The organism is Aurantiacibacter sp. MUD11 (assembly GCF_026967575.1).
GTDB lineage: Bacteria > Pseudomonadota > Alphaproteobacteria > Sphingomonadales > Sphingomonadaceae > Alteraurantiacibacter.
The window spans coordinates 2,300,762-2,326,630 of record NZ_CP114054.1; the positions used below are offsets into that span (position 1 = coordinate 2,300,762).

A 25,869-nucleotide genomic window follows, 5' to 3' on the forward strand; every position below is an offset into this window, starting at 1 on the left:
AGGAAGTTGGGCAAGATCATCGTATCCGGCGCGTCCGGCCAGTTCGGCCATGCCGCCGCTTCGCAATTGCTGGACATGGGGCAGGAGGTGATCGCGCTCACCCGCTCGCCGGAGAAGCTGGCGGACCTCGCCGAGCGCGGCGCGGAAGTCCGTGCTGCCGATTTCGACAGTCCCGATGGTCTGGCCGATGCCATGGCAGGCGGCGAAAAGCTGCTGCTGATCTCCACCACCATGGTCGGCGAACGGCCACGCCAGCATGGTAATGCGATCAAGGCGGCGGTGGACGCGGGCGTGCAGCACATTGTCTACACCTCGCTGCTCGGCGTCCGGCGACCCGGCAATCCGTCCGTCGAAGGCTTTGATCATATCGCCACCGAGAAGCTGCTGGAGCAATCGGACGTCGCCTACACGTTCCTGCGCAACAGCCTCTACGCCGAAGCCGTGGCCACCGCGATGGCGATCCCCGCGTTGACTTCCGGTTCGAAGCCGGAAAACGCGGGCAAGGGCCGGGTGCCGATTGTCAGCCGCGACGATTGCGTGGCCATTGCCGTCGCCGTGCTCACGCAGCAGGGCCATGAGAACAAGGCCTACGATGTGACAGGGCCGGAGCTTTGGCAGTTGCCCGATGCCATGGCGCTGGTGGCGGAAATGGCCGGCAAGCCGATCGAGGTCCAGCTCGTCGATGATGAAGGCATGTACCAGTACTTCGATGCCATCGGCGCCGTGCGCAAGTCGGAGGACCTGACGCCGGACACGCCCATTCCGTGGGCGAGCGAAGGCATGGTGACCTTCGGCCAGTCCATTCGCGAAGGCTTCATGGATATCGAATCCGACGATGTGGAACGCATCACCGGCAAGAAGCCGCGCACGTTGAAATCAGTGTTTGAACAGTACCAGGGAGCTTGGCCCGCATGATCCGCAAGTTTGCATTGGCCGCCGCCGCCAGCCTCGCCCTGGCCGCTTGCGGTGACAGCTTCGATCCCGAGAGCATCGATACCGGCACCTATGGTGCGGGCGAGAATTGGGACAATCCCGGTGGCGACTGGGCCGAAAGCCACTTCTCGCGGCTGGAGGGCATCAACCCCGGCAATGTCGCCCAGTTGGGCCTGGCGTGGGAATACGATCTTGGCACGGAGCGCGTGCAGGAAGCCACGCCGGTCGTCATCGACGGGGTGATGTATACCTCCGGCAACCTCGGCAAGACCTATGCGCTGAACGCCGCAACGGGTGAGGAGCTGTGGACCTTCACGCCCGAGATGGACATGCAGATCGCCCGCTCGATCTGCTGCGATTGGGCCAACCGCGGCGTCGCCGTGGCGGATACCGCAGACGGCAAGCTGGTGCTGGTCGCCGCAGTCGACGGCATCCTCTACGCGCTCGATGCGGACGACGGCTCGATCGTCTGGCAGGTGGACACGATTACCGACCGTGGCCGCGCCTACACCGTCACCGGCGCCCCGGAACTGGCTGGCGACCTGGTGGTGATCGGCAATGCCGGCGCCGAATACGATACGCGCGGCTATGTCACCGCCTACAAGGTGTCCGACGGTTCGCAGGCCTGGCGCTTCTTCACCGTGCCGCGCGATCCGGACCTCGGCCCGCAGGAACATCCCGAACTCGAAGCCGCGCTGGAAACCTGGAGCGAGGACGCGCGCTACGACATCGGGCTGGGCGGCACGGCATGGGATGCCATCGTCTACGATCCCGAATTCGACCAGGTCATCATCGGCACCGGCAATGGTGACCCGATCAACGTCCACGTCCGTTCGCCGGGCGGGGGCGACAACCTCTACCTCTCCAGCCTCGTTGCGGTGGACCGCGAGAGCGGGGAGATGAACTGGTACATCCAGCAGACCCCCGGCGACAGCTGGGACCTGACGGCAACGCAGCCGATGATCCTCGACACGCGCGAGATCGGAGGCGAGCAGCGCCCGGTCGTGCTGCACACGCCGAAAAACGGCTTCTTCTTCGTGATCGACCGCGAGGACGGCCGCGTCCACCAGGCCAATCCGCTGGTGCGGATGAGCTGGGCCGACGGCTGGGATTACGAGGCCGGTCGCCCGAACCTGACGCCGGAACTGAGCGACTATCGCGACCAGGCGCAGATCGTCTTCCCCGGCTCTCCAGGCGCGCGCAACTGGTATCCCGCTGCCTACGATCCGGGCCGGGACACCTATTTCGCCCACGTGCTGGACATGGGGAACCTGCTGTTCCTGACCGGCGATCCGAACGTGCCGCCGGAACGGCAGGAGAAGTTCCTCAACCCCGGCACGGCGATCATCTTCACTGCCGACCTGCAGGCCGCTGCGGGTACGCTGCCGCCGCCCATGCGCATGGCGATGGAGCAGCTGGAGACGTGGCAATGGGTGGTCGACAAGCCCTACGAAAGCCAGTTGCGCGCCATCGACCCGATGACCGGCGAGACCAAGTGGGCGGTGGATTCGCTGGGCTGGCAAGACCGTCACGGCGTGCTCGCCACGCAGAGCGGCCTGGTCTTCCACGGCAATGCGGCGGGCACGGTCTTCGCCCGCGATTCCGAAACCGGCGAAGTGCTGTGGAGTGTCGAGACCGGCTCCACCATCATGGCCGCGCCGATGACCTACAGCGTCGACGGCGTGCAATATGTCGCCGTGCAGACCGGCTGGGGCGGCGGTGGCTGGGGCTTCGTGCCCGGCTATTCGGCGGCCTATGCCAAGGGCAATGCCAACCGCTTGCTGGTGTTCAGGCTGGATGGCGGCGAGGTGCCGGTACCGGACGACCTGCCGCCGCTGGAACCGGCTCCCGCTCCGCCCGAACAGTATGAAGGCGTAACGCCCGAATACCTCGCCATGGGTGGTGCGCTGTTCACCGAGAATTGCATGATCTGCCACTCCAACCAGCCGCGCGCACCGCTGCCGGACCTGCGGCGGATGGCGCCCAACATCCATGCCGGTTTCGACCAGATCCTGCTGCAGGGCCTGTTCGTGAACCAGGGCATGCCCAGCTTCGCCGATCGCCTCAGCGAGGAGGATGTGCGGGCGATCCATGCCTATCTCATCAGCCTGCAGGGCCCGCTGCGCGAACGCGAACTGGAACTGCAACGCCGTGGCCTGCCGCTCGACAGCCAGGCGCTGACCATCCTCTCCAACTACTAGGAGGCCTGCCATGACCCCCGAAGGCGTCAATATCGCCCATCCCGACAAGCTGTTCATCGGCGGCGAATGGGTCGCGGCCCGGTCCGGCGACTGGATCGAGGTGGAGAACCCGGCGAGCGAGGAGATCGTTGCCCGCGTCGCCCATGCCGGCCCCGCCGACATGGACGCCGCCGTGGCCGCCGCACGCGAAGCCTTCGACCATGGCCCGTGGCCGACCACGCCTCCCATGGAGCGCATGGCCAAGCTGATGCAGATGGTCGACTATCTCGAACCGCGCGTGCCCGAACTGGCCAAGGCCTGGACTGCCCAGATCGGCGGCCTCGCCAGCGCGGCCGGGCCGATGCATGCAGGCGGCGTTGCGGGCCTGCGTGGCATCGCTTCGCTGGGAGAGCGGTTCCAGTGGATCGAACAGCGCCCCGGCATGGCCGTGGACACGGTCACCGTGGTCCGCGAGCCTGTCGGCGTGGTGGTGGCCATCGCCCCGTGGAACGGGCCCTTCGCGATCATGGCGAACAAGGTGTTCTACGCGCTGATCGCCGGCTGCACCGTGGTGATGAAGCCGTCGCCCGAGACCCCGCTGGAAGCCTATATCATCGCCGAGGCCGCGGAAGCCGTGGGCATGCCGGCGGGCACGGTGAACCTCGTCCCCTCGGACCGCGAAGCGGCGGACCACCTGATCCACTCGAAGCTGATCGACAAGATTACCTTCACCGGCTCCAGCGCCGCAGGTCGCCACATCGCCAGCGTGGCGGGCGGCAACATGGTGCGCGCCACCTTCGAACTGGGCGGCAAATCGGCGGCGATCATCCGCGACGATTTCCCCATCGAGGCTGCCGCCGGTATCCTCGGCAACACCATCACCGTGATGAGCGGGCAGGTCTGCGCCATGCTCAGCCGCGCCATCGTGCCCAAGGCCCGGCACGACGAACTGGCCGAAGCCATCGCGGGCGTGATGAAGGGCATCACCATCGGCCATCCGGAAGACGAAGGCACGCAGCTTGGTCCCGTGGCCATGAAGCGCCAGCTCGAACGGATCGAGGGCTATATCGCCGCCGGCCGCGAGAGCGGGGCGGACCTCGTCACCGGCGGCCAGCGCCCGGCGCACATGAACAAGGGCTATTACATCGAGCCAACCCTGTTCGCGAATGTCGATAACCAGTCGAAGATCGCGCAGGAGGAGATCTTCGGCCCGGTCCTTTGCCTGATCCCGGCGGAGGACGAGGAAGACGCCATCCGCATCGCCAACGAGAGCGACTACGGCCTCAACGGCTCGGTTTTCACCAACGATGCGCAAGCCGCCTACGACATCGCCCGGCGCGTGCGCACGGGTGTAGTGGGTCAGAACGGCATGCGCATGGAATGGACTGCCCCCTTCGGCGGCTTCAAGCAGTCGGGCATCGGCCGCGAAGGCGGCGACGAAGGCATTCACGCCTACGTTGAAACCAAGACGATCCTGACGGACGCGGCGGTGGAGGTCTGATCCTTAAGTGGCACCCGTGAGACCAACTTCATGAATCACCTTGAATCACTGATCTCCGAGTACCTCGAATGGCAGGGGTATTTGATTCGGAGGAACACCAAGGTCGGAAGGTTGGCGCATGGTGGATGGGCGATGGAACTTGATGTCGTTGGGTACGATCCGCACAATGGGCATTTAGTTCACTACGAGCCTTCGACTGATGCCCTTTCTTGGGCGAAACGCGAAGAGAGATTCAAGAAGAAGTTTGAGCGAGGTAGAGAGTACATCCTCGCTGAAATTTTTACTTGGCTTCCGCAAAGCAGGGAAGTTGAGCAGATTGCAATTTGTGCTGCTCGACCTCACACCCGTACTTCCATTGCGGGCGCTAAGCTTATGTCGATTGATGAATTCGTCGCGCAAGTCAGGAATGCCGTAAAGAACTGCGGACCAGCTCGCAGGAATGCGATCAGTGAAACCTTTCCACTTCTGAGAACCCTGCAGTTGTCGCATTGTGGGTACCAGAAGGCCCAGTAATTTTCACTCGATCCCGATAGCCGCCAGCAGCGCCTCGTCCGGGTCGAGCGGTTCCTCGCCTGCAGGGTAGCCGTTCACTGACAGCAGGTAGGCCGTCACCGCCAGGTAGTCCGTATCGCTCAGCGAGCCGCCCATGCCGGTCGGCATGAAGTCGCGGGTGTAGGCAAAGAACTCGGCCACGCTGCGCCCGCGCCAGTTGGCGAGGAAGGCATCGCCGCGCACGGTCGGCACGCCCGCCGCCGACTGGAAATCCGCGCCGTGACAGGCCGCGCAATTGCGGGCGTAGACCCCGGCGCCGCGTTCGGCCTGCGCCGCGGAATAGACGCCCGCGCCGGTCAGGCGGCTGAAGGCGGAAGCCTCGGCACGGGGCGGGTCGACCGACACCACCTCGCCGCGCGGGTTGAGCTGCTCGCGCGCCGGCCCCGGATGACCGATCCCGGCCTCGGGCAGGGCGAAGACGAACAGCGTGTTCTGCGTGCCGTGCGTCAGTTCCGGGGTGAAGGCATCGTTGAGCCAGCGCCCGGTGGAGACCGCGACATATTGCTGGCCATCGACGGCGAAGGTGGCCGGATAGCCGGTCACTGAACTGCCGAGGTTGACCTGCCACAGCACGCGACCGTTGCGCTGGTCGTGCGCGGAGAACCAGCCATCTGCGTCGCCGGCGAACAGCAGGCCGCCGCCCGTCGTCATCAGCGACTGCATCCCGGGGCGCTGGTTGTGCGTCCATTCGCTCGCCCCGGTTACGGCGTTCACCGCGTGGATACTGCCCAGCAGGCCGCCGGCCTCGGCCGGGATATAGCTGCGTGAGGCGATGCCATAGACGCCCGGATTGTCCGCGGGATCGAGCGCGACCATTTCGCCGCAGGTGTTCTGCAGCGGGAAATACATCGATCCGGTCAGCGGGCTGTAGGCCCCGGCCATGTAGTTCGCCCCACCGCTGGCGGAGGGGCAGACCTCGTGGTTGGTGCCATATTCGGTGGGCACGGTGGCGGGATTGGGCGTGACGCGGCCCGTCGCCGGGTCGATCGACTGCACGACGTTCTGCCTAACCGTCGGACGCGCCCAGAGGAAGCGCCCGGTCTCGCGGTCCAGCGTGTAGACCACGCCGGTCTTGCCCGGCACGCCGGTGACGGTGCGATAGGTGCGCCCCGGCTCGATGTCGTCGGCGATCCATGCCACGTCCCGCGCATCGGGGGCGACCTGCTGGTCCACCAGGAAGCGCGGGAAGGTGTGGTCGAGGTCCCAGTTGTCGACGAGGTGCTGGTAGTGCCAGCGGATTGCACCCGTCTCCACGTCCAGCGCCAGCGTGGAGTTGTGGTAGAGGTAATCGTGCTCGTTACCCGCCAGCGAGATGTTGGGCGCGGGGGCGGTGACCGACGTGCCCATGTAGACGAGGCGCAGTTCGGGATCGTAGCTGGCGATCATCCACGCACCGACCTGCATGCGCTCGGTCAGCGGCAGGCCACCCCATGTCGCATCGTTCGGATCGTCGCCTTGCGCGATGATCGGCGTGCGCCAGACTTCCTCGCCTGTCTCGGCATCGTGCGCGGTGATGACGCAGGCCGCGGGGCCACCCTCCGGCTCGCAAGAGCGTCCGGTGATGGCGAGACCTTCGGCAATGATCGGGCCGCTGCTCTGCTTGGCGCCCTGCCGGTAATCGAGGATCTGCGTCTCCCACACCAGTTCGCCGGTGCGGGCATCGAGGGCGTAAAGGTAGTCGTCCGCCGAATTGCCGATGATCAGGTGGCCGTAGAGCGCGATATTGCGGGTGGTATCGTAGACCGGCAGGTAGTCGCCGAGGTCTTCGGGCAATTGGCGGTTGTAGCGCCAGATCAACTGGCCGCTGCGCGCGTCGATGGCGTGGATCGTGTCGGCGGGGCCGGGGAAGTAGATGATCCCGTCATGCACCAGCGGCGTGCCTTCCTGGTGGCCGGGTGGCAGCGGCATGGCCCAGACCATGCGCAGTTGCCCTGCGTTCCCCAGGTTGATCTGGTCGAGCGGGGAATAGCCCCAGCTATCCAGCGTGCGCCGCCAGCTGAGCCAGTCCGCCGGATCGGGGTTCTGGATTTCCGCATCGGTGACCGGCGGGAAATCGGGCACGGTCTGGCCCAGTGCCTGCGTCATCGCCAAGGCGGCCAGCGCTGCCCCTGCCGTCAATCTAGCGCTCGAAAATCGCATTTATTTCTCCCCTCGACGCACTACCTGCCAAAGGTGGGGTGACGCGGCAAGATTTGGCCGCTAGGGGATTTCGGACAAAATCAATTTCGGACGATGATTGCCATGAAGAACCTGTTGCTCGCCAGCGCCGCCACGCTGTTTCTCGCCACCCCTGCCATGGCGCAGGAAGACGGGGAGGAGACCGAGAACGTCATCGTCGTGCTGGGCGAGGGCTTGCCCGATACGCCTGCCGCTCCGGCCTATTCCACGGTCGAAATCGAGCGAGACGAGATCGTCACCGCCGCTTCAGGCCGGCTGGAGGACGTGCTGTCCAATGTCGCGGGCTTCCAGCAGTTCCGCCGGTCGGACAGCCGCTCTGCCAATCCGTCCGCACAGGGCGCCACCCTGCGCGCGCTGGGCGGCAATGCTTCCAGCCGCGCGCTGGTGCTGCTCGACGGTGTGCCGATGGGCGACCCGTTCTTCGGCTATATCCCCTTCAGCGCTGTCGATCCCTATGCGCTGAGCTCCGTGCGCGTGACGCGCGGTGGCGGCTCCGGCCCCTTCGGCTCGGGCGCGCTGGCGGGCACGATCCAGCTGGAAAGCGCCGATGCTGCGACGTTGGACATGTTCAGCGGTTCCGCCCTGATCAACGATCGCGAGGAAACCGAGCTTTCCGCCACCTTCGCGCCGGAAGTGGGCGATGGCTTTGCCGTGATCACCGGTCGCTGGGATCGCGGCCAGGGCTTCTTCACCACGCCCGAGGCGGACCGCGTGCCCGCCACGGCGCGCGCCAGCTACGATGCCTGGTCGGTGGGCGGCCGCATCGTGCAGCCCGTGGGCGACGACCTCGAAGTGCAGGCCCGCGTGCTCGCCTTCGAGGACAACCGCACGCTGCGTTTCCAGGGCGCGGACAATTCGATCGAGGGGCAGGACGTGTCGTTGCGCCTCGTCTCTCGCGGTGACTGGGAAGTCGATGCGCTGGTCTATGGCCAGTGGCGCAACTTCACCAATGTCGTGATTTCCTCCACCCGCTTCGTGCCGGTGTTGGACCAGAAGGATACGCCTGCCAGCGGCCTGGGCGGCAAGCTGGAAGTGCGGCCTCCGGTGGGCGATGCGCACACCCTGCGTATCGGTGCCGACTACCGTCGCAGCGAGGGCGACCTGTTCGAGGACAGCTACTCCGCTTTCACCGGCGCGCTGCGCGAAAACCGTTTCGCGGGCGGCGTAAATACTGACTTCGGCCTCTATATCGAGGACGACTGGCAGATCGGCCCCGTTACCCTGACGGGCGGCGTGCGCGCGGATCGCTATTCGATCACCGACGGCTTCTACCGCGCGCTGGACGCCGGCGGCGCGGTGCTGACGGACGAGACCTACGCCGACCGTTCGGATTGGGAGGTCACCTGGCGCACCGGCGCGCTGGTCGACGTGAGCGATGCGCTGCGGCTGCGTGCGGCGGCCTATTCGGGCTTCCGCCTGCCTACACTGAACGAGCTCTACCGTCCCTTCGTGGTCTTCCCGGTGGTGACGCAGGCCAATGCGGATCTCGAACCCGAGCGGCTGGAAGGCTGGGAAGTCGGCGCCGATATCGTGGCGGCAGAGGGCGTGGCCTTCTCCATCACCTATTTCGACAACCAGGTGGAAGGCGCGATTGCCAATGTCACGCTGGAGCCGAACCTGCGCCAGCGCCGCAACCTCGACGCAATCGAGGCGACCGGCTTCGAATTCGCTGCCTCGGTGGAGCAGGGGCCATTCAGCCTGACCGGTTCGCTGGCGGTGACCGACGCCGAAGTGGTCGGCACCGGCTTTGCCGCCCCGCTCGACGGCAACCGCCCGCCGCAGACGCCGGACCTGTCGGCCAGCATGACCGCCGTCATGCGGGTGGTCGAGGACGGGTTCCTCTCGGTTACGCTGCGCCATGTGGCCGACCAGTTCGAGGGCGACCAGGAGAACGACGTCCTGCCCGCAGCCACGACGATGGACCTGTTCGTGCAGGTGCCGTTGATGGACCAGCTGAAGCTGATCGGCCGCGCCGAAAACCTGTTCGATACCGAGATCATCACCCGCAACCAGGGCGGGTCGATGGACCTTGGCGTGCCGCAGACCTTCTGGGTCGGCCTGCGCTGGGGTTTCTGAATAGGCAGCCGCGCACATAGGCGATAGGCTGGCCACCGAAGGGGAGAAGGATGGTCAGACTGGAGGTTATCAACCCGCGGACCGGCAAGGCCGACCACGCGATCACGCCATCGTCCGCCGCAGAGGTGAGCGCCAAGGCTGCCGCCCTGCGCGCCGCGCAACCCGCGTGGGAGGCGATGGGAGTAGCCGGCCGTTGCGGCGTCATGGCGCGCTGGCTGGGCGCGGTGAAGGCGCGTGCGGCCGACATCGGCGAGGCCGATGCCCACGATACCGGCGGTTGCCACACCAGCTACCTCCAGGGCTTCATCACCATGGGCAATATCGGCGGCTGGCTGGAGGATGCGCCCAAGGCCTTCGCCGGGCTGGAATACGATTCCATGTCCACCTCCATGCCCACGGTTCGCGTGCAATCGCAGGTCGTGGCCTATCCGCTGGTCGGCGTGATCAGCCCGTGGAACGCGCCGCTGATGCTAGCGCTGCTCGACGCCGTGCCGGCGCTGTTTGCGGGCTGTTCGGTGCTTCTCAAGCCCTCTGAAGTCACCCCCCGCGTGATCGAGACGCTGTTCGAAACCGTGCGCGAAATTCCGGAACTCGCCGCCGTGTTCGACTATGTCGTGGGGGCCGGCGATGTCGGCCAGGCGGTGATCGCGGAGGCCGATACCATCTGCTTCACGGGCAGCGTGCCGACCGGGCGCAAGGTGGCCGTGGCCTGTGCCGAACGGCTGATCCCCTGCCACCTCGAACTGGGCGGCAAGGACCCGTGCGTGGTCACCGAAAATGCCGATCTCGAACGCGCGACCACGGCGGTGCTGCGCGGCGCGGTCTATGCGACGGGACAGGTCTGCTACTCGGTCGAGCGGGTCTATGTGCACGAGAGCATTCACGATGCCTTCGTCGCCAAGCTGGCGGAGAAGGCCGCCGAGGTGCGCCTCAATGCCGAGAACCCGCGCGCCGGCCATATCGGCCCCTTCACTCACGGCCCGCAGGCAGACATCGTCGCCGGCCACATCACCGATGCCGTGGCCAAGGGCGCCACGGTCGTCACCGGCGGGAAAATCGAGGAGATCGACGGCGGGCGCTATATGCGGCCGACCGTGCTCACCGGGGTCACCCATGACATGGCGATCATGCAGGACGAGACTTTCGGCCCCTGCATCCCGGTGATGGCCTATGCCGACGAGGAGGAGGCGATCCGCCTCGCCAACGATACGCAGTTCGGCCTCACCGCCAGCGTGATCGCGGGCGACGCGGAGGAAGCCGAGCGGATCGGGCGGCGGATCAATGCCGGCGGCATCTACCTGCAGGATACCTTCCTCACCTTCGCCAAGCTGCGCACCTTCGGCAGCGACAGCTTCGGCTGGTCCGGCCATGGCGCGCCGCGCATCGGGCCGGAAAGCCTGCGCCGCTTCCTGCGCCGCAAGAGCCTGCTGACCCAGACCGGCGAGGTGGCCGACATCCGCAACGATCATCACCTTGGAGACGGCGCGTGAAGATCACCGCAGCGCTATCCGGGCGCGGCGGCTCCGCGCCCAAACTGGTCGAACTGGAGCAGGAGGCCCCGCGTGCGGGCGAGATGCGGGTGCGCCTGGTGGCCACGGGCATCTGCCATACCGACCTGCACGAACATCCCGGCAGGCATAGCCCGCAGCCGATCGTGCTGGGCCACGAAGGCGCAGGCGTGGTGGAAGAGCTGGGCGAGGGCGTGACCGACTTCGCGGTGGGCGATCATGTCGTGCTGAGCGGCAACAGTTGCGGTCAGTGCCCATCCTGCCAGGCAGGCCGCCCGACCTACTGCGACCTTGCCATGCCGTTGTGCTTCGGCGGCCAGCGGATGGATGGCACTACCGCGCTGAGCGAAGGCGACAACTGCATCCACTCGCATTTCTTCGGCCAGTCGAGCTTTGCCAGCCACTCCATCGTGCCACAGCGCACGGCGGTGAAGATGGACAAGGCGCTGCCGCTGGAGAAGCTTGGCCCGCTGGCCTGCGGAGTGATTACCGGCGCGGGCGGGGTGATCGAGGCGCTGAAGGTGCAGGACGGCCAGACCATCGCCGTCTTCGGCACGGGCGGGGTCGGCCTGTCCGCCGTGATGGGCGCGAAGATCGCCGGGGCGAAGCATATCGTCGCGGTCGACCTGTCCGGCGAGCGGCTGGAACTCGCTCGCGAATTCGGCGCGACGCACTGCTTCCGCGGCGACCAGGACGACCTCAAGGACGCCATCCGCGAAGTCACCGGGCGCGGGCTCGACTTCAGTTTCAACACCACCAATGTCCCTCTCGTGCACACGCTGGCGCTGGACGTGCTGGCGATGAACGGCACCGCCGGATTCGTCGCCGCACCGCTCGGTGAATGGAAGCCCAACATGTTCGCCATGCTGGCGGGCGGGCGGCAATTGCGTGGCATCCTTGGCGGCGACGCCAATCCGCAGACCTTCCTGCCGCAGCTTGCGAAATGGTGGCAGGAGGGCAGACTGCCGTTCGACCGCATGCTGCGCTTCTATCCCTTCGCCGAGATCGATCGTGCCTGGGAAGACGCGCGCACCGGCACCGCGATCAAACCTGTCCTGCTGATGGAGGAGCAACCATGACCCCCGAAATCCGCGCCAAGCTGAAGGCATTGGGCCGCGAACTCTCGCCCGAGATGCTGGGCGGCACGCAGGCCATGTTTGCCGAACTGAACCATGGGCTGGACCCGCGCACCGTGGTGAAGCGCGACTTCGCCTATGGCGAGGATGCGCGGCACAGGCTCGACCTGTTCCGCCGCGACAACATCTCCGGCGCGCCGGTGTTCGTTTTCCTGCACGGCGGCGGCTTCATGATGGGCGACAAGCATACTGAGGGATCGCCGTTCTATTCCAACATGGGCGATTTCGCCGCGCGGCAGGGCTGGCTGGGCGTCACCGCCACCTATCGCCTGGCGCCGGACAACCGCTTCCCTTCGGGCGTGGAAGACCTGACCGCGCTGGTCGACTGGCTGCGTGCCAATGTGGAGGATTACGGCGGCGATCCGGACAAGATCGTGCTGTCGGGCCAGAGCGCGGGCGCGAGCCACGTCGCCAACTACCTCGCCCATGCGCGTGACCACGCGGCGGGCTTGGCGGGCGCTGTCTTCATGTCGGGTGTCTATGACACCACCACGTGCGAGGATAACCCCTTCAATCGCGCCTATTACGGTGATGATCGCAAGGCTTGGGGCGTGGCCTCACCGCTCGCCGGGCTGCTCACTTCGCCCATCCCGATGCAGTTCTCGGTCGCCGAATTCGATCCGGTCGACTTCCACAAGCAGGCCGCCCAGGTCGTGCGGCAATGGGTGGAAGCGCACGATCAGTGGCCCGAAATGCACCTGCTTTCGGGCCACAACCACCTCAGCCCCGCCGCCTGCATCGGCAGCGACCAGAAGGAGGTGGAACGGATGATTGCCGGCTTCGTGGGGCGGGTGACCGCCTAGCCCTTCTTCGCGCAGTTGATGCACAGCGCGGCTTCGGGGCGGGCATCCAGCCGGCCGTCCGAAATCTGCTCTCCGCATTCGACGCAATAGCCGTAATCGCCCTTCTCGATGCGATCGAGCGCACGCTTGGTCGAGGCGATTTCGCGGGCGACGAGGCGAGCCTGTCCTTCCAGCGAATCGTCGTCTTCCATCTGTACTGCGCGTTCCGAGGCATCGGGATCGTGCGGCTCGTCGAGGTCGCGCTCGATGCGCTGCAGGCGGCCTTCAAGCTCTGCCAGGTTGGCTTCGAGGATGGCCTTGGCTTTGTCGGACATTATCGTTGTTTCCTTTGTCTCAGGCGGGGACCCAGCAGCCGTGGAATGCCATGGGCATGGCAAAGGGCAGCTTGATCGTTGCAATGGGCGGACGGCTGACATCGTTGCCGTCCAGGATCAGCAGGTCGGTGCGCTTCTCCACGAAGCGGTCGACCACGGTGAGGATGTAGCCGTCGCCCTCGGGCGCATCGGCGGACTTGGGCACGAACACCGGCTCCTGCGCGGCGGCGCCCTGCAGTTCGTGGACACGCAGTTCCCCGGTGTCCCACAAGATCTGGCCGACACCCATCTGCGGGAAATCGCGCAGGGCGAAATAGCCGATCGAATACTTGCTCATGGCATAGCGGTCGTCGATCTTGGGCATGTCGCCCAGCGCGCCCTCGACCGGCTCCAGCGTCACCGCTTCGGCATCGGGTTTCGACAGGTCGAAGGTGATGCGGGTAATCTGCGTGATCGTCTCCGGCATGGTCGGGAAGCGACCGTTCTTGTCGGCGAAGAAGCTGAAGCAATTGCCAGGCGAGCAGGGCGTGTCGATGATCACCTTGTCGCCTTCGCTGTAGGCATTCATCACGTGCCCCATCACCAGGCCGGGAATGTCGAACCAGCGCATGTCCTTCGCCGGATCGCCATCGCGCGGCATCACGCCCCAGGCGCTCGGCAGGTCGGGATCGAACTCGTAGTAGGGCTTTCCCGCACGCAGCCGCTTTTCGCTGGCGGTCAGCGGCATGATCGGGAACACTAGGTGCTCGCGCGTGACGCCCCAGTCGTGGCTGAGGCCGGGGTAGGGCGTGTCGAACCACTGTTCGCGCACCAGCTTGCCGTCCTTGTCGAACACGTGGAGGCTGGCATCGGTGGTAGGTTCGCCGCTGGCAAAGACGCCGTAGCTCCACCATTCGCCGGTGACCGGATCGATCTTGGGATGGGCGGTGAGCGCGGTGGACTTGAGATCGCCGAATTCGCCCACGCCCAGCGTTTCCAGCGTATCGAGGTCGACGCGGTAGGGGTGGCTATCCTCGCGCAGCATGAACAGCTCGCCGTGATGCTCGAAGGCATAGGTATTGCCGGTGTTGTCGCGCTGCGGGAGATTCGAGACGCTGGGATCGTCGGTGTACTTGTTGCGGTAGTGGCCATAGAGGCGCCGCCGCGCCGCGCGCTCGGCCTTCAGCCGTTCGGTCTGCACGTAGCGGCTGCGGAAGGAGACGCGGCCGTCCTCGAACCAGAAGGCGCTGACCATGCCATCGCCATTGAGGATGATGTCGTCTTCCAGCGTGGGATACTGCCGGTCGCCGCCGGTGCGGTAATAGGCGCCTTGCAGCACCTCGGGAATCTCGCCCTCCACCTCGCATTCGTAGACATCCGCCTCGAACCGCATCGGCATGCGCTGTTGCAGGCCGAAACTGGCGTAAGAGTAAAAAGTCTCCGGCATTTCCCTCTCTCCCGTGTTACGCCTGATTCAAGAGATGATAAGCGCGCTTGGCAAGCGGGTATTTGACGGGAGACAAAGGAAATGAGCGAGTGCCAAAGCGATCCTTGGCCCGACGGCGTGCCGCAGGTGATGCCGGCAGAGGATCGCGGCGAAATCGAGGAGCTCTACGCCCGCTATGCCTGGGGCATCGACCTGGCCGACGAGGAACAGGCCATCGCCACTTTCGCGCGCGAGGCGGAGTTCGACCACCTGTGGCAGGGCAAGGTGAAGGGCCACGACGCCATTCGCGAGAACCTGCGCTCGCTATGGTACGATCGCCAGCACTGGTGGTACGGCCGCCAGCACCTGATGAACCAGTTCATCATGGACCCGCACCCCGAGGGCGCACGGGTGCGCTGCTTCTTCCAGATCATTCAGTGGAACGCCGACTATCGTACCAATTTCGTCTTCGGTATCGGCACGCGTGACGACCGGCTGATCCGGGAGGACGGGCGGTGGAAGTTCCTCAAGCTGACAGTGAACGCGTGGACCGAGGTGGACCAGGTGCCGTGGAAGGGAGAGCGCAGCCTGCCGCAGCGGCCGCCCTATCGCAGCGAGCCGGCGGATACGCGGCCGTTCGACGAGCAGTCGCGCGACCCGTTCTAGCCGTTCACGTTTCCTACCTTCATTTCGTGCTTGAGGCCGAGCCAGTCGGCGAGGTTGGCCAATTCCACTTGTACCGAATCCACCATCATGTGCGCCAGGCTCTCGTCGAAGCGGAGCACCAGCTTGTCACCTTCGCGGCGTAGCGAGCTGCCGGTCAGCGAGATGCGCGTACCCGCGCCGATCTTGCGGCACAGGCGGTTGGCGAGGCCCCAGGCAGAGGCGCGGTGGAGCTGTTCCTCGGTTGCCATGCGCAGGTATTCGGGCACGATCTTGGGTTGGCCGCAGCTGGCGCGCAGGCATTGCGCGATCATCGCGCGGCCGGTGTGATCGAGGCCCACCCAGCGCTTCTCCAGCGCCCAGTCGGTGGCGTGGGCAATGCGCAGGTTCGGCTCGATCCGCGCGGCCGCCCGCGTCATCAAGGTGGCGGCGAGGCGGATGCGCTCGCTGCCACGATTGCGCCCGTCGACCGCTTCGGCGGTCCATGCCGCCTTCAGCGTGGCGTCCATGACGTTGGAACCGCGCGGCGTGGTGAAATGGGCGACGGCGGACAGCAGCGGGTCCTGGTCGCGACCGGCGGGATCTAGCCTGCGGAACAGCAGACCTTCGCGAATGCCCCAGGCGGAAATCACCAGCGATTCCGGCGCAAGCTCCTTGATCATCACCCGCAACATGGCGGCAGCATCGGGCAGGCCGACGGCGCGACTGGAAGAAATTCCGGGAATGTTGCTGAGCGCGGAGGGATCGGCCTTGGCCAGCTTCTTGGCCACCTTGTCCGCCTCTTCCGGCGTCAGGCAGAAGGCCTGCGGATCGGTGATCGGGTACTTCGCCTTGTGCATGGCGTAGATTGCCATTGCCCGCCAGGTGCCGCCCACCAGGTAGAGCGGGCCTTCGTGCGCGCTGGCCCAGCCGGCGCTCTTCATTTCCTTCTTCACCGCCTTGCGAAAGGCGGTGCTGCCCCCGGCGCTGAGCGCGGGAAGACGCAGGGTGCCGAGCGGCAGGCTGACGCCGTCGTGGCAATCGCCACCTTCGATCGCGACCAGTTCCAGGCTGCCGCCGCCGAGGTCCGCCACCACGCCCTTGGCGCCGGGGAAGGCGCCGATCACCCCGAAGGCGGAGGTCGTCGCCTCCTCCACGCCGGACAGCACCTGCGGGTCGAGGCCGAGGGCGCGCACCTTCTTGATGAAGGCCTTGCCATTGCTGGCCTCGCGCGCTGCGGCGGTGGCCACCGTGGCCACGTCGGTGACGCCGAGGTCGCGAATGATGGCGGCAAAGCGCGCGAGACCGCCCAGTGCCAGCATCTGCGCCTCGCGCGGAATTTTGCCGGTCGTGGCGAGGTCACGCCCCAGCCGGGCGGTAACCTTCTCGTTCAGCCAGACATTGGGTGCGCGTTGCGGGCCGGAATAGACCACCAGGCGGACGGTATTGGACCCGATGTCGATAACCGCCCGGTCCGGGGTCTCGATCAGCGTGTTGCCGTGCCGTGCGCCTGCTCGGCTCATACGGCTCCCTTGCGCAAGGTCAGGGTCGGCACGCGGTCCTCCTTCAACGCCTCCCCGCGTCCCGACAGGGACGGGTTGGTCATGAAGTACTGGTGGCAGTTGAAGCCGTCGCCGTCACTCTCGACCCGCTCGTAATCCCCGGTCTCGCCATCCAGCAGCCAGCTTTGCTCGGTATCCAGCAGGTTGGCGAGCAGCACCTGTTCCAGCACCTGATCGTGCACGGTGTCGTTGGTGATCGGCACCAGCACCTCGACCCGGCGATAGAGGTTGCGGTCCATAACGTCGGCGCTGGAGATATAGACCTTGGCCTTGTCGCTGGGCAGTACTTCGCCATTGCCGAAGGCATAGATGCGGCCGTGTTCCAGGAAGCGTCCGATGATCGACTTGACGGTGATGTTCTCCGACAGGCCGGGAAGGCCCGGACGCAGGCAGCAGATGCCGCGGCACACGATCACCACCTGCACGCCTGCCTCGCTGGCCTCGTAGAGCTTGTCGATCACGGTTTTCTCGGTGACCTGGTTGACCTTCCACCAGATCGTGGCCGGCTTGCCCGCGCGGGCGAAGGCAATCTCCGCGTCGATATTCTCCAGCAGCTGGTCGCGCAGGTTGAGCGGCGAAATCGCCAGCTGCTCCAGACTGTCGGGTTCGACATAGCCGGTGATGAAGTTGAACAGCTTGCCCGCGTCGCGGCCGAGGGCCGGATCGGCGGTGAAATAGCTGAGGTCGGTGTATATCTTGGTCGTTTGCGGGTGATAGTTGCCCGTGCCGAAATGGCAGTAGGTGCGATAGCCGCCTTCCTCCTGCCGTACGACCATGCTGACCTTGGCGTGGGTCTTCCAGTCGACGAAGCCGTAGATCACCTGCACCCCGGCGCGCTCCAGTTCGCCCGCCCATTTCAGGTTCTGTTCCTCGTCGAAACGGGCCTTCAGCTCCACCACGGCGGTAACGGACTTGCCGTTCTCGGCCGCCTGCGTCAGCGCGTTGATGACGGGCGACTGCTGGCCCGCGCGATAGAGCGACTGCTTGATCGACACGACCTGCGGATCGTTCGCCGCCTGCCGCAGGAAATCGACCACCACCTCGAAGCTCTCGTAGGGGTGGTGGATCACCATGTCCTTTTCGTGGATGGCGGAGAAGACGTCGCCGTCGTGCTCCATCACCCGTTCCGGATAGCGCGGCGAATAGGGCGTGAACTTGAGGTCTGGCCGGTCCTCCTTCACCACCTCGGAAAGCCCGGCGATGCCCAGCATGCCCAGCGTCTTGGTGATGAAGGTCTGCTCCAGCTCCAGCTTGTCCCGCAGCAGTTCCTCGGCCTCGGGATCGAAGCTTTCGTCGATCTCCAGCATGATGACCTGCCCGCGCCGTCGGCGCTGGATGGCGCTGCGGAAATAGCGGACGAGGTCTTCGGCCTCTTCCTCGATTTCGATGTCGCTGTCGCGCAGGATGCGGAACACGCCGTCGCCGGTTACTTCGAAGCCGGGGAACAGCAATTCGGCATAGCGGACGACCAGTCGTTCAATGGCGACGAAGATGGCTTTCTCGCCAGGAATGCGGATGAAGCGCGGCAGGCCGTGGGGGATCAGCACCATCTCCACCAGCTGGCTGCCATCGCTCTTGCGTGTCAGGTTGAACAGCGCGCCGATGCCCAGGTTGGCGACGAAGGGGAACGGATGCGCCGGGTCGATCGCCTGCGGGGTGATCACCGGCATGATGTGGTCGAGGAAATACTCCCGCAGCCAGGCCTCGGCCTCTTCGTCGATGCGTTCGCCGCCCTTGATATGGATACCCTGCTCTTCCAGCAGCGGGCGCAGTTCGCGCAAGGTGCGCTGCTGTTCTTCCTCCAGCTCGCGGAACTTGGCGGTGATGGCGGCAAGCTGTTGCGAAGGCGTGCGCCCATCCAGCGACATCTCGGTCACGCCGCTGCGCACCTGCCCGGCGAGGCCGGCGACGCGGATCATCATGAACTCGTCGAGATTGCTGCCCGAGATCGACAGGAACCGCAGCCGTTCCAGCAGCGGATAGGATTCGCGATTGGCCTCGGCCAGTACGCGTTCGTTAAAGGCCAGCCACGACAGCTCGCGATTGAAATAGAGCTCGTCCGGAGAGAGCTGTTCGGGGGCGGGAGTGTCTGGCGCTGTGCTCATGGCGATTCGATTGCTGCAACCGTGTTACGGGATTGCGAAACCGGGGCAAGTCGCCTGCACGCGGGTGCGGATCAGCTCCAGGCGTCGACGAGGTCGCGCGCACGGGCGATGGCGGCGATGCCGCGCTTGCCCTCGTCGCGCTTCAGCTGGACGATCACGTCGATCACGCTGGCGGCGTAGGAAATCGTGTCTGCCCGGCTGAGGCCGATGCCGGTCTGCATTACCATCAGGTTCAATTGCTCCAGCGCACCGCGCAAGCTGTTGGCGTGGATGGTGGAGAAGCTGCCGGGGTGCCCGGTGTTGATGGCGCGCAGGAAGGAGACGCTCTCCGTGCCACGCAATTCGCCCAGCACGATGCGGTCGGGCCGCAGGCGCAGTGCCGACTGCAGCAGCTCGTTGGCGGTCACCTTGGCTTCGCCCAATTCGCCCTTCACGGCGACCAGGCCGACGGCATTGGCACCGGGGAATTTCAGTTCGGGCGTATCCTCCACCAACACCACGCGTTCGTCGCGCGGGATCTCGCCCAGCATGGCGTTGAGGAAGGTGGTCTTGCCGGTGCTGGTGCCGCCGGAAATCAGGATGGTCTTCTTGGCCTGGATCGCGGCGCGCAGGAAATCGACCGGTTGCTGCACCGGATCGGGCATGTCGCTTTCACTGTCCTGCGCCAGCGGGCCGGCGTCGTAGGCGTCCAGCGGCAGGTCCAGCCGCCGGTGGCGGCGCACCGCCATGGCCCAGTGCTTGCGCGTGGCGGGCGGGCCGCAGAACTGGATGCGCGCGCCATCGGGCAGGGTGGCGCCCAGCAGTGGATGTTCGCGGTTGATGCCCTGGTGGCTGATGCGCGCGACCTGTTCGGCCAGGCGCTGGATCAGCTTGTCGTCCACCGCGTCCAGCTCCACGCGCTGCATGCCGGGGCTGGCGGCATCTTCCACCCACATTTCGCCCGGCTTGTTGACCAGGATTTCCGTGACGGTGTCGCGCTCCAGCCACGGCCGGAACGGCGCAAGGTAGGCGTCGAGATAGACCGATCCGCTGGGCACCTGTGGCGCCTCTTCGGTCGGGTTGCCGCCCAGCTGGTGGATTTTAGCGCTCACCAATCGCCTCAGCGGACCTGCGGGGCCTGGCTGAAATCGAGGTGGCGGGCGGTATAGACGCGGATCGGCTCACCCATGCGCACGCGCACGGTGGGCGGGCGCTGGCCGTCTTGCTGCAAGGCCGTCGACGCGGCGCTCTCACCGCCGCCGAGCACGACCGAGGCACCGCCGCTGGCAAGCGTGGTGAGGCCGCCGATGACCGACAGCAGCATGGCCGAGCCGAAGCGACTGAAGAAGTGCGTCTGGACGTCGCCTTCCAAACCCGCCGTGCCGTCGAAGGAGGTGGCGGGGCTTTGCAGCGAAACGGTGACGCCGTCGGGACGGATCACGCTCTGCCAGATGACATAGGCGCGGCGCTGGCCGGCCTGCAGGCCCGACTGGTACTGACCGACCAGGCGGCTGGAGCGCGGGATCAGCACGCGGCTGCCGTCGTGGCTGCGCACGTCCTGGCTCACCACGGCGCGGACATAGCCGGGCACGTCGGTGTTGATCGCGGTCTCGAGGATCGCCGGGATCATCGTGCCCTGGGTGACCGTGGTGGCAGGGTTCACGTCCTGGATGGCAATGGCCGGGCCGCCGCCGACACCGCCGATACGCGCGGCGAATTCCCCGGCGGGACCGCCGCCGGGAATGACCGAGCCGGACGGCGCGGCAGCGGCAGCTTCGGCCGCCGCAGCATTGGCCGCCGCCTGCGCAGGCGCGACGCCGCCGTCAAACACCAGCGTGGGCGAGGAATAGGGATTGGATGCCGGACCGATCGCCGCATTGCCTTCCGGAACGCGGGCCAGCACCGGTGCGGGCGCAGGATCGGCTTGCGGAGCGACGCCGGCATTGGCGCTGGGCAGGCCGTCGGTCGGTGATCCGGCGACATTGGCCGGTGCAGGCGGCGGAGGCGTGGTCACAGCGGCAGTCTCGGCAGCGCTATCGTCGGTGCGGCTGGCGTTGAGGCCCCACAGGGTCGCGGCGCCCAGCAGCGCGACGAAGGCGACACCGGCGGCAAGGCCCAGCGCATCGCGCCCACCACCACGGTTGGCCACCGCCGGGTAGGAGGTGCGGCTGGCGAGGTCGATCACCTCGGTCGAGGCCTGGTCGCGCGGGTCCGCATCGTTGGCGTGGCCGGCGTTCTTCTCGGGCAGGCGCATGGCAAGTTTCATGTCACTTCACTCCGTACAGGGGCCGCTCAGGCCCCGCTCTGTGCCGTTCCATCCGCATTGGCTGCGCCCACCGGCCCCTGGTTGACCAGCAGGGCGGCATCGTCGCCCGAGCGCAGGATGATCTCGCGCGGCACCACGTCGAGGACGATGGTGTCCCCGCGCACTGCGAAATTGACCGGGCCTTCGGTGCCTTCGTGATCCTTGACCAGGATGGCCGGCATCGGCTGGCCGGCGGGCCAGGCCATGAAGGTTGCCGTACCGTCGTCGTAGATCCGCTCCGGCAGCAGGGCACTGTTGCCGCTGCTGGCCCAGTCGAAATTGAGCGTGGTGGGATCGAGTACGGCATAGTCGTCATTCGCCGCCGCCATCTCCACCGCATTGGGCAGCAGCGCCGGGTCCGCACTGGCGACCGCCTCCTCCTCGACGGGCTGCAATTCCACCGGATAGGTGAAGGTCAGCACGTACAGCGGCGTGCGCGTATTCGGGCTGGCGACCAGGTCGAACAGGTAGGTGTGGCGGTTGGTCACCACCGTCATGTTGGTGCTGGCGCGCGGGGCCAGCGGCTTCACGAATAGCAGGTTGGCACGGCGGTTGGGGGTGACCTGCCACGACTGGCTGTCGCCGATGGCGACGTTCTCGATCACCTCGCCTTCGCCGAACTGGATGGTCGACTGGACGTTCACCTTGCCGTTGATCTGCACCACCTGGGTGGGATCGTAGAGCCGTTCCACCAGGCGCGGGTCCTGCGCGGAAGCAGGGGTAGCAAGCGCGGCCGAGGCCAGCAGTCCCGCAATGATTGCGGCACGGATCATGACATTTTCTCCGAAGTACGAACGGGCGCGGACTTGAAGCGGCTGCCAATGCCGCGTGCGCGCGAAGGAATGGTGCTGGTGCCGGACGGGCCGGAAGCCGTTCCGCCGGCGATGATCCTTGTCTCGCGGGTGGTGATGGCGGTGCCGGTATCGTTGGCCGCAGCAGGGGTGTTGGCAGTGACGCGGATGTCGCGCGCGGGCGGCGGGGTAGCCTGCGCAGCGCGATCACGCGCGGTGGTGCCCGTAACGGCGGGGTTCACGGGCGCCACGGCAGCGCCGCCCGAAGCGGTATTGAAACCGCCGCGTTCGTCCGCTCCCGCGCTGCGCGAGAGGCCGAAGACTGTCCAGCCGCTGACCATGGTGGTGGCGACCTTTAGGACCATGAACATGAGCGCCAGATGCACCGCGCCGATCATGAAGAAGGCCATCGCCGGACGCACGTCGATCTCGCCGGGTGTCGACATCAGGCTGGAAAGGACGGGCACGGCCAGTTCCAGCATCAGCGATCCGCCCAGCACGGCGAACAGCGGGGCCAGCGCCATCAGCACCACGCCCTTCAGCCAGCCGACGAACAGGCCGCGCGTGCCGTCGAACAGCGCCATCAGGATGAAGATCGGGCCAAGGCCCATCAGGATGGCGAGCGCGATCTTGCAGGTGGCGAGCACGCCAACCGTACCCAGCAGCAACATGGTGCCGCCCGACCACAACAGGCCCGGCGGGGAGAAGATTGAGGTGTCGTTGTCCATCGCATCGCCGCCAGACGCTTCCATCAGGGATAGCATCACGACGTCGAGCTTGTCGGCGAAGATGGTGGTGGCGCTGCCGTCGGTGCCCATCAGCACGGTGGCAATCTGGTCCGGCGCACCGACCGCCAGGTTCCAGAACACGCTCTGGAAGGCGACCCAGCTGGTCGCGAAGGTGATCACCAGCACCAGCGTGACCATGCGCGGCGTCAGCGAGGACAGGCCCAGCCGCGTGCGCCCGGTAATCAGGCCGAAACCGAGGAAGGCGATCCACAGCGTCAGCAGGATGGTGAGCGCGGGGCCGAAGCTGCCTTCCGCGCTGAACAGCCGGTTGAACGCCGCCTGCGCCATTTCGCTGGCAGCACAATCCACCCCGCGCAGGGACGCGCCGATGCCGGCACCGACATCCTGCATCGCACGCATGCACTGGGCGGAAGCGGAGGTCACTCGGCGGCCTCCCAGTTGAAGCCGTCGTCACGCTCCTCGCCGCTGGCATCGGGCCAGGGTCGGTTGGTGAGCGCGGGATACCACTGCGCCGGTTCGTTGCCGACCGCCTCGCGCAGCAGGTCCAGCCGGCGCACGCTGCTCTCGCGACCGGACAGCATGGTGAGCACTTCGGGCGCGCCCGACAGGTCCAGCCGCACCACCACGCTGGCGTCGGGCTGGCGGACGAGGAAGCAGCGGCTGTGGGCCGGCAGGCTCTTGATCAGCGCCAGTTCGTGCTGGGTCAGGCCGAAGCCTTCGCAATAGTCCTCTGCCCGGGCGCGGGCATTGGGCATGAACACCATGGTGGCGGTCTGTTCCACCAGTGCGGTGGAGATCTTGCTGTCCAGCGCATCGCGCGCCGACTGCGTGGCGAAGCCGACCAGCGCATTGCGCTTGCGCAGCGTCTTCAGCCAGTCGCGGATGCGTGCGGCGAAGACCTCGTCGTCCAGCGCCTTCCAGCCCTCGTCGATCAGCACCATGGTGGGCTGGCCGTCCAGCCGTTCGTCGATGCGGTGGAACAGGTACATCATCACCGGCGTGCGCAGCTTGGGGTTCTCCAGCAGCGCGGTCATGTCGAAGCCCATCACGCGGGTCGACAGGTCCAGCTTGTCGGCCTCGTTGTCGAACAGCCAGCCGTGCTCGCCATCCTCGATCCAGGCCGACAGGCGATCAGCCAGATCGCCGGGAGCCGGGCGCTTGGAGCCGGAAACCAGTTCCTTGAAATAGCGCAGGCGGCGCAGCGAGGGATCGTTGGCGTAGGCGGCGTCCACCGCCGCGGCGATGGTGGCGCTTTCCTCCGGCCCCTCGGCCTTCAGCAGCACGGTGAGCCAGTCGCGCAGGAAGCCGCGGTTGGCGGGCGTGTCGGGCAGGGCGAGCGGGTTGAAGCCGGTGGGTTCGCCCGAACGGATGCGGTCGTAGGTGCCGCCGATCCCGCGAATGAACAGTTCCGCGCCGCGATCCTTGTCGAACAGGATGGTGCGGGGGCTGAACTTCTGTGCCTGTGCGGCGAGGAAATTCATCACCACGGTCTTGCCCGAACCCGACGGACCGATGACCGAGAAGTTGCCCAGGTCGCCGTTGTGGAAGTTGAAGAAGAACGGCGTGGAGCTGGTGGTCTGCAGCAGCGTGACCGCTTCGCCCCAGTGGTTGCCCTCGGCCTGTCCCAGCGCGAAGCCATGCAGGCTGCCGAAGCTGGCCATGTTGGCGGTGGAGATCATCGCACGGCGGACGAGATACTGCTCGTTGCCGGGGAACTGGCCCCAGAAGGCGGGTTCGAGGTTGGTATCCTCGCGCACGGCGATGGCACCGGTATCGGCCAGGCTGGCGGCGACCGCGGCGGTGGCGTCGTCGAGCCGTTCGAGGCTGCGCTCGCGCACCAGCACGGTCAGGTGATGGTCGCCGAACCCGACCGAGCCTGCGCCGAGCTCGTCGCGCGCGGCCATCATCTCGGCACGTTCGGACTGGGCCTCTTCGTCGGCGCTCTTCAGGCGGCGGATGGCAAGGTCGATCTTCTCGCGCGCGGTCTGCCGTTCCTCGGGAGCGAAGCTCTCGGTCACGATCATTTCGTAAGGGAGGCGCAGCATGGCATCGAGCAGGCCGGGGCTGGTCGCGTCCGGGTAGTCCTTGAGGCTCAGGATGGAGGCGAAATCCGCACCGCCAGCGCCGCGCAGTTCCATCGCGTCGAGGCCGAAGCTGGCGCGGCGATAGGGCAGCATGTTGCCGACATCGGTCTCGATATCGGGCTTGCGCACCGGGCGCATCTCGCCGTTGTAGAGTGCCGAGAGCAGCTCCAGCACTTCGTTGTTCACGTTGCCCGAAGGGCCGACATAGTCGCCCAGCGGCTGCGCGCCGTAGTCGCCCAGGCTGGCGGCCAGCGCCTGCAAGGCTGCGCGCAGGCTGCGCAGGTCCTTGGGATCGACCTCTTCCTCGTCATTGCGGCGGCGGAACAGCTTGCCGGCCCGTTCGGCGAGGCCTGCCTTGCCGCGGGCCGGGCGACGCACCAGCGTCACGAACTGGTCGTTCACGAACAGTGAGCCGCTCGACAGCTTCTCGCGCCAGCGGTGGTCGATATGCGCCGACAGCGGATCGGGGAAGCTGGCTTCCAGCTCCACGCTTACCCGGCGCCGGATAACGTGGTGGTAGAGCACGAAGCGCGCATCGAGGTTGGAACGCAGCATCACCTCGCGCGTCTGCGCATGGGCGTTGAGCGCGTCGGTATCCTCGGTCTCGAACAGCAGGCCGGGCACCTGCAGCGCGCCCATCAGCGAGCCGTCGCGCAGCAGCAGCACGTTCTCGTCGACCAGCCGCGCATAGGGCAGGCGGTCGCCGGCCTGCGCTTCCTTGGCGCTCCAGGCTGCGGCTCCGAGCCACTTGGTCTTCATGGTCTCACTCCAGGCTGCCGGATGTCAGGCAGCGTAACTGTTGCAGCCCCAGCGGCTGTAATTCTTTACCCGCGGGCACTTGCTGACCTTGGTCAGCCACAGGTCGAAAATGCGCGGTTCGCGCAGGCAGGCGAAATAGCCGATCACGTGCATGATGATGGGGATCGGCAGGATCCACAGGCTCTTCAGGATAAGGAAGGCCTCGGTCGTCACCAGCGCGTTGATGATGAAATAGTTGAACGTCACCCCCGCGAACATCTGCGGGCGCGTCAGCGCGCGATGGACGGGATGGCGGACCAGCTGCATC

General features: G+C 66.3%; 20 protein-coding genes. 9 read left to right on the forward strand and 11 right to left on the reverse strand.

Annotated elements, in window-relative coordinates; genetic code table 11:
* Positions 1-6 precede the first annotated feature (6 nt).
* From OZN62_RS11455 to OZN62_RS11470, 4 genes are read left to right on the forward strand one after another with little or no spacing between them, the layout of a single operon-like run.
* The gene (locus OZN62_RS11455) at positions 7-915 is read left to right on the forward strand and encodes an SDR family oxidoreductase (protein ID WP_269099880.1); all 909 of its coding nucleotides are present in this window, start codon (positions 7-9) and stop codon (positions 913-915) included.
* Positions 912-3,134: an outer membrane protein assembly factor BamB family protein gene (locus OZN62_RS11460; protein WP_269099881.1), complete on the forward strand. Its 2,223-nt coding sequence runs from the start codon at positions 912-914 to the stop codon at positions 3,132-3,134. Before OZN62_RS11455 ends, OZN62_RS11460 begins: the two co-directional genes overlap by 4 nt.
* A gap of 10 nt (positions 3,135-3,144) precedes the next feature.
* Complete coding sequence (locus OZN62_RS11465; protein WP_269099882.1) at positions 3,145-4,614, forward strand: aldehyde dehydrogenase; 1,470 nt, start codon at positions 3,145-3,147, stop codon at positions 4,612-4,614.
* Between the two features lie 30 nt (positions 4,615-4,644).
* Complete coding sequence (locus OZN62_RS11470) at positions 4,645-5,127, forward strand: hypothetical protein (RefSeq protein WP_269099883.1); 483 nt, start codon at positions 4,645-4,647, stop codon at positions 5,125-5,127.
* Between the two features lie 3 nt (positions 5,128-5,130).
* Here the strand turns inward: OZN62_RS11470 and OZN62_RS11475 are convergent, their stop codons facing one another.
* Positions 5,131-7,305 (reverse strand): outer membrane protein assembly factor BamB family protein, encoded by a 2,175-nt coding sequence (locus tag OZN62_RS11475; protein WP_269099884.1) that lies wholly within the window; start codon positions 7,303-7,305, stop codon positions 5,131-5,133.
* Positions 7,306-7,398: 93 nt separating this feature from the next.
* Here OZN62_RS11475 and OZN62_RS11480 point away from each other — a divergent pair, with 93 nt between their 5' ends.
* Genes OZN62_RS11480 through OZN62_RS11495 form a run of 4 tightly spaced genes read left to right on the forward strand, consistent with a single transcriptional unit; the run spans position 7,399 to position 12,867 of the window.
* Positions 7,399-9,420 carry a TonB-dependent receptor plug domain-containing protein gene (locus tag OZN62_RS11480; protein ID WP_269099885.1) on the forward strand — a complete coding sequence of 674 codons (2,022 nt, stop codon included), beginning with the start codon at positions 7,399-7,401 and terminating at the stop codon, positions 9,418-9,420.
* Positions 9,421-9,470: 50 nt separating this feature from the next.
* On the forward strand, positions 9,471-10,910 hold the full coding sequence (locus OZN62_RS11485; RefSeq protein ID WP_269099886.1) for an aldehyde dehydrogenase family protein: 1,440 nt from the start codon (positions 9,471-9,473) through the stop codon (positions 10,908-10,910).
* Entirely contained in the window at positions 10,907-12,007 is a 1,101-nt protein-coding gene (locus OZN62_RS11490) for an NAD(P)-dependent alcohol dehydrogenase (RefSeq protein ID WP_269099887.1), read from the forward strand. Before OZN62_RS11485 ends, OZN62_RS11490 begins: the two co-directional genes overlap by 4 nt.
* Entirely contained in the window at positions 12,004-12,867 is an 864-nt protein-coding gene (locus OZN62_RS11495; protein WP_269099889.1) for an alpha/beta hydrolase, read from the forward strand. The genes OZN62_RS11490 and OZN62_RS11495 overlap by 4 nt, the downstream gene beginning before the upstream one ends.
* Here OZN62_RS11495 and OZN62_RS11500 read toward each other — a convergent pair.
* Together OZN62_RS11500 and OZN62_RS11505 are read right to left on the reverse strand one after the other, a co-directional pair.
* Positions 12,864-13,181 (reverse strand): TraR/DksA family transcriptional regulator, encoded by a 318-nt coding sequence (locus OZN62_RS11500; RefSeq protein WP_269099892.1) that lies wholly within the window; start codon positions 13,179-13,181, stop codon positions 12,864-12,866. The two genes, OZN62_RS11495 and OZN62_RS11500, sit on opposite strands and share 4 nt — an antisense overlap.
* A gap of 19 nt (positions 13,182-13,200) precedes the next feature.
* Positions 13,201-14,607 carry a carotenoid oxygenase family protein gene (locus OZN62_RS11505; protein ID WP_269099895.1) on the reverse strand — a complete coding sequence of 469 codons (1,407 nt, stop codon included), beginning with the start codon at positions 14,605-14,607 and terminating at the stop codon, positions 13,201-13,203.
* An 81-nt stretch (positions 14,608-14,688) separates the two neighbouring features.
* Here OZN62_RS11505 and OZN62_RS11510 point away from each other — a divergent pair, with 81 nt between their 5' ends.
* Complete coding sequence (locus tag OZN62_RS11510) at positions 14,689-15,252, forward strand: nuclear transport factor 2 family protein (RefSeq protein ID WP_269099898.1); 564 nt, start codon at positions 14,689-14,691, stop codon at positions 15,250-15,252.
* On the opposite strand, the gene OZN62_RS11515 is transcribed toward OZN62_RS11510, so the two are convergent.
* From OZN62_RS11515 to OZN62_RS11550, 8 genes are all read right to left on the reverse strand, one after another.
* A complete protein-coding gene (locus OZN62_RS11515; protein ID WP_269099899.1) occupies positions 15,249-16,751 on the reverse strand; it encodes a Ppx/GppA family phosphatase in 1,503 nt (500 codons plus the stop codon). The two genes, OZN62_RS11510 and OZN62_RS11515, sit on opposite strands and share 4 nt — an antisense overlap.
* Positions 16,748-18,895 (reverse strand): RNA degradosome polyphosphate kinase, encoded by a 2,148-nt coding sequence (locus OZN62_RS11520; protein WP_269099900.1) that lies wholly within the window; start codon positions 18,893-18,895, stop codon positions 16,748-16,750. Before OZN62_RS11520 ends, OZN62_RS11515 begins: the two co-directional genes overlap by 4 nt.
* 71 nt (positions 18,896-18,966) lie before the next feature.
* The gene (gene virB11, locus OZN62_RS11525; RefSeq protein WP_442864375.1) at positions 18,967-19,986 is read right to left on the reverse strand and encodes a P-type DNA transfer ATPase VirB11; all 1,020 of its coding nucleotides are present in this window, start codon (positions 19,984-19,986) and stop codon (positions 18,967-18,969) included.
* A gap of 8 nt (positions 19,987-19,994) precedes the next feature.
* Entirely contained in the window at positions 19,995-21,140 is a 1,146-nt protein-coding gene (locus tag OZN62_RS11530) for a TrbI/VirB10 family protein (RefSeq protein ID WP_269099901.1), read from the reverse strand.
* 26 nt (positions 21,141-21,166) lie between these two features.
* On the reverse strand, positions 21,167-21,952 hold the full coding sequence (locus tag OZN62_RS11535) for a TrbG/VirB9 family P-type conjugative transfer protein (protein ID WP_269099902.1): 786 nt from the start codon (positions 21,950-21,952) through the stop codon (positions 21,167-21,169).
* On the reverse strand, positions 21,949-23,118 hold the full coding sequence (locus OZN62_RS11540) for a type IV secretion system protein (protein WP_269099904.1): 1,170 nt from the start codon (positions 23,116-23,118) through the stop codon (positions 21,949-21,951). The genes OZN62_RS11535 and OZN62_RS11540 overlap by 4 nt, the downstream gene beginning before the upstream one ends.
* A 20-nt stretch (positions 23,119-23,138) precedes the next feature.
* Positions 23,139-25,562: a VirB4 family type IV secretion/conjugal transfer ATPase gene (locus OZN62_RS11545; protein WP_269099905.1), complete on the reverse strand. Its 2,424-nt coding sequence runs from the start codon at positions 25,560-25,562 to the stop codon at positions 23,139-23,141.
* A gap of 24 nt (positions 25,563-25,586) precedes the next feature.
* Entirely contained in the window at positions 25,587-25,868 is a 282-nt protein-coding gene (locus OZN62_RS11550; protein ID WP_269099906.1) for a type IV secretion system protein VirB3, read from the reverse strand.
* Between the last annotated feature and the right edge of the window lies 1 nt (position 25,869).

What these genes read in the sequence shown, in the direction of transcription:
- OZN62_RS11545 (WP_269099905.1), bottom strand. Translation starts at nt 25,562, where the DNA reads ATGAAGACCAAGTGGCTCGGAGCCGCAGCCTGGAGCGCCAAGGAAGCG.
- OZN62_RS11460 (WP_269099881.1), top strand. Translation starts at nt 912, where the DNA reads ATGATCCGCAAGTTTGCATTGGCCGCCGCCGCCAGCCTCGCCCTGGCC.
- OZN62_RS11500 (WP_269099892.1), bottom strand. Translation starts at nt 13,181, where the DNA reads ATGTCCGACAAAGCCAAGGCCATCCTCGAAGCCAACCTGGCAGAGCTT.
- OZN62_RS11475 (WP_269099884.1), bottom strand. Translation starts at nt 7,305, where the DNA reads ATGCGATTTTCGAGCGCTAGATTGACGGCAGGGGCAGCGCTGGCCGCC.
- OZN62_RS11485 (WP_269099886.1), top strand. Translation starts at nt 9,471, where the DNA reads ATGGTCAGACTGGAGGTTATCAACCCGCGGACCGGCAAGGCCGACCAC.
- OZN62_RS11505 (WP_269099895.1), bottom strand. Translation starts at nt 14,607, where the DNA reads ATGCCGGAGACTTTTTACTCTTACGCCAGTTTCGGCCTGCAACAGCGC.
- OZN62_RS11470 (WP_269099883.1), top strand. Translation starts at nt 4,645, where the DNA reads ATGAATCACCTTGAATCACTGATCTCCGAGTACCTCGAATGGCAGGGG.
- OZN62_RS11510 (WP_269099898.1), top strand. Translation starts at nt 14,689, where the DNA reads ATGAGCGAGTGCCAAAGCGATCCTTGGCCCGACGGCGTGCCGCAGGTG.
- OZN62_RS11550 (WP_269099906.1), bottom strand. Translation starts at nt 25,868, where the DNA reads ATGCAGCTGGTCCGCCATCCCGTCCATCGCGCGCTGACGCGCCCGCAG.
- OZN62_RS11495 (WP_269099889.1), top strand. Translation starts at nt 12,004, where the DNA reads ATGACCCCCGAAATCCGCGCCAAGCTGAAGGCATTGGGCCGCGAACTC.
- OZN62_RS11535 (WP_269099902.1), bottom strand. Translation starts at nt 21,952, where the DNA reads ATGATCCGTGCCGCAATCATTGCGGGACTGCTGGCCTCGGCCGCGCTT.
- OZN62_RS11540 (WP_269099904.1), bottom strand. Translation starts at nt 23,118, where the DNA reads ATGCGTGCGATGCAGGATGTCGGTGCCGGCATCGGCGCGTCCCTGCGC.
- OZN62_RS11515 (WP_269099899.1), bottom strand. Translation starts at nt 16,751, where the DNA reads ATGAGCCGAGCAGGCGCACGGCACGGCAACACGCTGATCGAGACCCCG.
- OZN62_RS11530 (WP_269099901.1), bottom strand. Translation starts at nt 21,140, where the DNA reads ATGAAACTTGCCATGCGCCTGCCCGAGAAGAACGCCGGCCACGCCAAC.
- OZN62_RS11465 (WP_269099882.1), top strand. Translation starts at nt 3,145, where the DNA reads ATGACCCCCGAAGGCGTCAATATCGCCCATCCCGACAAGCTGTTCATC.
- OZN62_RS11520 (WP_269099900.1), bottom strand. Translation starts at nt 18,895, where the DNA reads ATGAGCACAGCGCCAGACACTCCCGCCCCCGAACAGCTCTCTCCGGAC.
- OZN62_RS11480 (WP_269099885.1), top strand. Translation starts at nt 7,399, where the DNA reads ATGATTGCCATGAAGAACCTGTTGCTCGCCAGCGCCGCCACGCTGTTT.